The organism is Burkholderia sp. ABCPW 14, from assembly GCF_001523835.1.
In the GTDB taxonomy this organism is placed as follows: domain Bacteria; phylum Pseudomonadota; class Gammaproteobacteria; order Burkholderiales; family Burkholderiaceae; genus Burkholderia; species Burkholderia mayonis.
Window position 1 is genome coordinate 68,423 of record NZ_LOVS01000097.1, and the last position, 6,609, is coordinate 75,031.

At 63.1% G+C, this 6,609-nt stretch carries 6 protein-coding genes and 1 pseudogene; 1 reads left to right on the forward strand and 6 read right to left on the reverse strand.

Annotation, left to right across the window (positions count from 1 at the left end; genetic code table 11):
* Window positions 1-23: 23 nt before the first annotated feature.
* The 6 genes from WS62_RS14325 to WS62_RS14350 all read right to left on the reverse strand — a co-directional run bounded on the left by WS62_RS14325 (window position 24) and on the right by WS62_RS14350 (window position 4,868).
* On the reverse strand, window positions 24-1,238 hold the full coding sequence (locus tag WS62_RS14325; RefSeq protein WP_066571705.1) for an AAA family ATPase: 1,215 nt from the start codon (window positions 1,236-1,238) through the stop codon (window positions 24-26).
* A gap of 27 nt (window positions 1,239-1,265) precedes the next feature.
* Window positions 1,266-1,643, reverse strand: coding sequence for a CpaD family pilus assembly lipoprotein (locus tag WS62_RS14330; protein WP_066571708.1), 378 nt, complete (start codon window positions 1,641-1,643; stop codon window positions 1,266-1,268).
* Window positions 1,644-1,664: 21 nt separating this feature from the next.
* Entirely contained in the window at window positions 1,665-3,056 is a 1,392-nt protein-coding gene (locus tag WS62_RS14335; protein WP_066571711.1) for a type II and III secretion system protein family protein, read from the reverse strand.
* Between the two features lie 48 nt (window positions 3,057-3,104).
* Window positions 3,105-4,100: a Flp pilus assembly protein CpaB gene (gene cpaB / locus WS62_RS14340; RefSeq protein WP_066571714.1), complete on the reverse strand. Its 996-nt coding sequence runs from the start codon at window positions 4,098-4,100 to the stop codon at window positions 3,105-3,107.
* A 17-nt stretch (window positions 4,101-4,117) separates the two neighbouring features.
* A complete protein-coding gene (locus tag WS62_RS14345; RefSeq protein WP_066571716.1) occupies window positions 4,118-4,597 on the reverse strand; it encodes an A24 family peptidase in 480 nt (159 codons plus the stop codon).
* 88 nt (window positions 4,598-4,685) lie between these two features.
* Window positions 4,686-4,868, reverse strand: coding sequence for a Flp family type IVb pilin (locus WS62_RS14350; protein ID WP_066496170.1), 183 nt, complete (start codon window positions 4,866-4,868; stop codon window positions 4,686-4,688).
* Window positions 4,869-5,409: 541 nt separating this feature from the next.
* Between WS62_RS14350 and WS62_RS14355 the strand changes: the two are divergent.
* Window positions 5,410-6,482 (forward strand): annotated as a pseudogene (locus tag WS62_RS14355) (GGDEF domain-containing protein); the annotation flags it as partial.
* Window positions 6,483-6,609: the final 127 nt, after the last annotated feature.

Here is a 6,609-nt window from a genome sequence, read left to right on the forward strand (position 1 = left end):
TTCGAGATTTCGCATGCCGAACTTCACGATCTTCTCCTCAACTTCATCAGCCGCGCGTACCACGGTTCGGCGATCGACATCGGCTCGCCGGTGATGCCGTCCGCGAGCCGGCGGATTTCGCGCTGGAAGCCGGTGCGTTTCGAATCGTCGACCGGCTCGGCGAGATTCTCTGCGACGGCGAGCGTCCGCGGTTCGTGCGGCAGCTCGCGCACGTCCATCCGATCGAACGCCTTCGCAAATTCGGCCGCCTGAACGCGGCCGGCCACGGGTTCGAGCGGATTGTTCAGGATCACCGACAAGATCCGTTCGCCGGGCAGTTGCTGCGCGAAGCGCGCGAGGCGGGCGCATTCGTACGCGGCGTAAACCGAGCGATCCGCGACGATATAGACGAGATCCGACGCTTGCAGCGCGTCCTCGACCAGTTCGCCCGCCTGATTGGGAACGTCCAGCAGCACGTAGTGGAACTTGCCCTTCAGCGTGTCGACGAGATCCGCGATTGCGCCCGCGCGCAGCGATGGCGCAGCGCCATACGGCAATTCCGCGGACAGGATGTTCAGCCGGTCGCCCAGTGCGACGAACATGCGATCGACGAACGCCTCGTCCGGGCGTTGCTCCATCTGCAGCAGTTCGGTCAGCCCGTTGTTGCTGCTGAGACCGAACAGCGAATTGGCCGCGCCGCCATGCAGGTTCAGATCGACGTAGGCAACTCGGCGGAGCTTCTCGCCCGTCAGGCAGCGCGCGAGGCAAACCGCGATCGTCGTCGCGCCCACGCCGCCGCGCGCGCCGACGAAGCTCACCGTCTTGCCGGTCCGGACATGCGCGACGGCTTCGTCCGCCGTCAGTGCGCGGCGCAACAGTTCGACCGTGATCGGTTTGACGAGATAGTCGTGAACGCCGATCCCGAGCAGGTTGCGAAACAAGCCGACATCGTTTCGCGCGCCGATCGCCACGACACGCACCGAGGGATCGCACATCTCCGCGAGGCGCATCAGGTCGGAAACGGGCATCGCGGAATCCGATATGTCGACCACCAGTTGGCGCGGCGAGCGCTCGCTCTGCTGCAGGAGCCGTATCGCATCGTCGAATGTTCCGATCTGGAGATGCATCCGTGCGATGGCCAGATCCTGTGCAAAGCGACGGACGACATCCTCGCTTCCCGGATCGGACACGACTGCGACGAAGTCCGCTGCCCTCGCGGCGGCGGCGCGTTTGATGGGGTGGCGTTCCAGGACTTTCATGAGCGTGGGATCGGAAATCGATCGTGGTCAGTGGGCAATCGTCGTCGTGCTCGATTTTGCGGGCGTGGGTTGCTTGATGCGATCCTCGATGAAGCGGCGAACGGCGTCGGCCGCACCCGCCGCGTCCGCGCCGGCATAGGGCGCCGGCGCGACCAGATCCTCGGGCCGCGCCAGCATGGCTGCAAGATTTCTGTACGTCGCACAGCCGAACGCCACGCTAGGCCGCCTGAATCCCGCATCGACGAGATGCGACGGCTCCGTCAGTTGAATACAGTCTGGCGGTACAGCGTGCACGCCGTCGAAGCGGATGATCGACGCATCCGGCAGGTCGAGCGGCGGCGGCGCCGACAGGCAGCTCGCGAGCGCCAACGGTGTCAGCGCACAGACCATCGTTCGCACGCGCATCACGGCCTCCCCTCCCGACAGTCAATAGACAAAACCCGCCGCGCCGACGAGCCGCGGCGTGTCGCCCGTCAACAGGTCCAGCCCCAGATTGCGCTGGAGCGCAAATTCGAGATCGCTGCTCGGCCGCGTGACGCTGTCGATCGCTTGCTCCAGCTGACCGGGGCCGGCCGGCTGGACGATGTACGGCGTGACGATCACGACGACCTCGGATTTGTTGTCCTGAAAGCTCTTCGACGAAAACAATCGGCCGATCACGGGCAACCTGCCCAGCCCCGGCAGTTGAGAAACGATGTCGCTGGTCTGGCTTTGCAGCAAACCGCCGATTGCGAAGCTCTGCCCGCTCGACAACTCGACCGTCGTCTCGACGCGCCGCACAGTGAGCGCCGGTACCCTGACACCGCCCGTCGTCACGCTGTTCGCGGGATCGATCTCGCTGACTTCAGGCCGCACTTTCAGGCTGATCCGATTGTCGGCCAGCACGGTCGGCGTGAAGTCGAGCGAGACGCCGAACGGCTTGAATTCGATCGTGATTGCGCCCGTGTTGTTCTGCGCGATGGGAATCGGAATTTCGCCGCCGGCGAGAAAGCTCGCCGTCTCGCCGGACATCGCGGTCAGGTTGGGCTCGGCGAGCATCGTGATCAGCCCTTCCTGATCGAGCGCATCGAGCACGACGTCGATCGACCATCGCGACGTATGGAATCCGCCGCGGACCGAGAATGCGCCTGTCGGCGAAACATTGAACAGGTTGGTCGTCGGATCGAACAGCGTCCGCCCGTTGAACAAGCCGCCCATGAAATTGCCGACGTTGCCGAGCGAGCTCCAGTTGATGCCGAGCTGTTGCGTAATGTTGCGATCGACCTCAGTCACTCTGACCCGCAAATTCACCTGGACCGGCCGGGATAGCGTCAGCCGGCCGACGAGTTTCTCCTTGTCGCGCAAGTAGGGCGTGAGCGACTGCATCACGGCGTCCGCGTCGGCCGCGCTGGGTACGCGGCCGCTCACCATCAGCGATCCGGGCGCGCCGGTGACGGTCAGCCCCATCTGCGGGAATCGGGTATCCAGCACGCTCTGCAGCGATTGCGTATCGACCTGAACCACGATCGTCTTGCGCAGGATCGTCCGGTTGTTCGCACCGAGCGCGATCAGCGTCGTGGTGCCGGCCTTCTTGCCGATCACGAACACGGTGCGCGGCGTCGGCGCCTGAATGTCGGCGATGGCCGGGTCCGCAACAAACATCGCGACGGCCGGCTCGGCGAGCGACAGCATCTCGCCCTTGCCGCTCGGGACGGTCAGCGTCGAACCCGAATCCTGCGCCGACACGCCGTGCGTGAACACGCCGTACGTGAACGCGATCCCGAATCCGACGATACCGAGCCGGCAACAGTGAGCGAGCGAACGGACTATGCGCAACATTCGTGTTCCTGTCAGAAGCCGAACGGCGATTGAGTGGAAACCAAGCCGTCACTGCGTCGTCATCCGAGGCGGCGTCATGCCCTCGGCCACTCCGCTGCCGCCCCCCAATCCCGGCGGCAGCGGCGGCAGCCCGGGCGTGCCCGTATTCCCGCCCGGCGCGCCGTCGTCAATCCTCGAGCCGCGATAGATGACGACCGAGTGCAACGGCAGTTGCTGTCGAACGGCGACGTCTCGCGAGGATGCGGGCGAACGCGTCGAATCGCGAAACGCGCGCGACACGTCGCCCGCCCATACGGGCGGCGTATCGGGCTCCATCTCTTCTCCGCCCGCCGGATGACGACGGTCGCTCGTCGCGAAGCTGCGTAGCGCGAGCGACAGCGTGCCGAGGTGCGTCGCGACCGACACCACCTGCGCCGTGCGCGGATTGACTTCGAGCGTCACCGTTCGCGCCCGTGCGGTCGACTCGGTCGCATTGGGCGCCTTCGGCCGTTGAAACTCGGAGCCGACCGCCAGTACGCGAACGCGCGTGACGACCGTTTCCGATTCGATCGCGCGCTCAAGCGGAATGGACACCGCGGCGTTGCCGCCGATCTGCTGGGTCAGGAGCACATCGACGTAGTCGCCGGGCTGGATCAGGCCGGCGTTGCCCGAAACGTCGTCGATCGGAACCGAGATCGCGCGCATGCCCGGCTTGAGCGCCGCCGCGAGAAAATCGGGCGCGCCGGCCGGTATGACGTTGTCGGCGCGAAGCGGCGTACCCCCGCTGATCCGGCTGCGCAACAACGCCCCTTTCAGATCGGCGCCGGGCTGCGTCTCGACGAACGCCCCGGGCGGAACCTGGGCGCGCGGCATGCTTCGCCAGGTCAGGTCGTTATCGCGCAGCAGGAGCCCCTCGGGCAAATCGGCCGCTGCGACGCGCACGCGCTCGAGCGGCGGCGGCCCGGATGGTTTCTGAACCGATGCGGCCACGTACAGCTCGCGCATGACGAAAGCGCCGATGCCGGCGGCGATGAGAAGCGCGGCCATTCTCAGTGACTTTGGCATGGCGGCGGACACTGGCGTTATTTCATGGAAGAGGCGTTCGCCAGCGGCGCCCATATCGCGAAGGCGCCGCCCAACGCGAGCGCGACGCCGTATGGCACGCCGCGCGCTGGAACGTATGGCGACGATGTCGCCCATCGTCGCCATGCGACGGCGGCGACGGTCGCGAAGCCGAGCAGAATCCCGCCCATCCCGACGATCAGCAGAACGGGAAAAACCCGTGCCGGCCCCGCCCAGAGGAATACCGCGGCCGCCAGCTTGACGTCGCCTCCGCCGATCCAGCCGAGATGGCGAAATACCCCGAACAGCATCAACATCGCCGCGGCGATGGCGACATGACTCGCCGCCGTTTCCAAGCTGTCGCGCGCAAGCGCGGCGTCCGCGAAATAAAGCAACGCGACCGCGAACACCGCGCCGTTGGACAAACGCCGGGAGCGCATGTCCTCCACCGCGAGCAGCGCCAGGAGAAGCGAAGCTGTCGCCGGTACATAGCTGGCCATAAGGAGCGCCGTCCGTTCGCGCGCCGCCGCAGGACACTGCCGACCACTGCAAATTCGCGTCGTCCCCGGCAACACGCGAGAAAAGGAGTTAGATCAGGCCCGTGACTTTTGCAAGCAAAGTCGAAAAAACGTTCGGAAGTCCGGTGGACGTACTGCTGAGAATGGTGCCGACCGCCGCCAGCGCGACGACGACGATGCCGCCGAGGACGACATACTCGAGTGCACTGACGCCACGTTCATCGTGCAGCAGGGATTTGACATAGCGAATCATCACAACCTCCATCTCACGCGATCGGACATCAATCCTTCGGAAAAAGCGCTGCGTTACCACGGAAAGTGACGCAACACACCGATGGTGCAAAAGGTGCGAAAACGCGTTCCGTATGTGGTTGCAGGCACGGTTATGTAAATATAATTTTCATTCTCACTAAAACCCGAATCACTCACACCACTACATTTTGACGAATTAACGATCAAACACCGCACATCCAGTATATATACATTACCCCAAGCCGAAGACCGAAAGATATTCTTGATTGAATCGAAAGCTTGAATGAGTGAATTTTTTGTAGCGCAATTCGCTCCATATTTTTCACCGAGCTATCGATTTAATTCGACCCCATTTAAAGACTCGATTCGAATCGACTTATGCATCGTGATTTTCGGGTTTCCATCCTCTATACTTTCCGCCATCAACGGCAGAGCTCTTTCAACGAGAGTTGGTGGCAATTTGAAGTAGATGCTCATTGAGCAAAAAAGATAATCACTCAGGCTCGCCTACATCCAAATGGATTGATCCTTTTAAGACCGCCATGAGTACCATCCAATCCGCTCCGGAAATTCCGGGAGCAATCGGCTTTATTACTCGCGCGTATGCCTATTGCCTGCTGGTGGGTTTTGCGCTTGCGCCGGCGTTCCCGATTGCCTATCTGTGGTACTTTACCGACCCTCATCTGACCTTCGAAAGCCATCCATTCCACGAACTGGCGATCGCCGCCGCGACGCTTGCCGGCCTCTTCGCCGCCTACATAACGTGGCGCTGCTATCTGTCGTCGGGTGAGCCGCTGCTGCGCTGGCTCACACTCGGCTTTTTCGGCTTCGCGCTGATCTATTCGCTGCACGGCGCGTTCACCGGAATGGCTCATCGGAACATCTGGCTGTTCCTGCTGTACGGGCCGGCGTCGCGCCTCGTGATGTCGGTCCTGCTGCTCGTCGGGCAACTGTCTTACTTCAAGGACGCCGATCCGCCCGAGCGGCGCACGCAGCGCTCGACCTGGCTGCCGTGGATCGCCGGTTTCGTCGTCATCTGCTTCGCCGTCGCCGCGATCGCGTATTCGCCGATCGCCGGCAATCTCTGGACGCGCGCGTCGATGGAAGGCGGCGCGCTGATCGTGTCGCTCGCCAACGTTGTACTGCTGCTTGCGCGCCGCATCCGCACGCCGCTGATGCTCGTCTACGGAATCTCGGTGACGTCGTTCGCGCTGTCGTCGGCCGCGTTCATTCTCGGCAAGCCGTGGAACCACATGTGGTGGCTCGCGCATGCGATCTTCGCGGGCGGCTTCTTCCTGCTGAGCCTGGGCGTCGTCCATGCGTTCCAGACGACCCGCTCGTTCGCGACCGTGTACAGCCAGCAAGACCTGATGGCGCGGCTCGCCGAATCGATGGCGCGTACCAAACACGCGTTACATGAGCTGTAGCGAACCCACCCAAAACTCGAACACCTCGCGACCGCTGACCCGCTGACCCGCTGACCCGCCGACGGGTGCATCGAATCGACGCAAGTTCATCGAGCGGATGCAGGCGGAGATCGCGCGCGAAGCGTGACGACACATCGTTCTCGCTGCTTGCACCGGATCTCGACAACATCAAGAAGATCAACGACAACTAAGGAAATTCTGCACAACTAGCCTTCGCGAGTGCTTGCCATGAATCGTCGAGGCAGCGAGCATGTAGCCCATGAAACAAACTGACCTTGGACTGAACTTGTCGACGAAGCGCACGCGCAAGCGGGA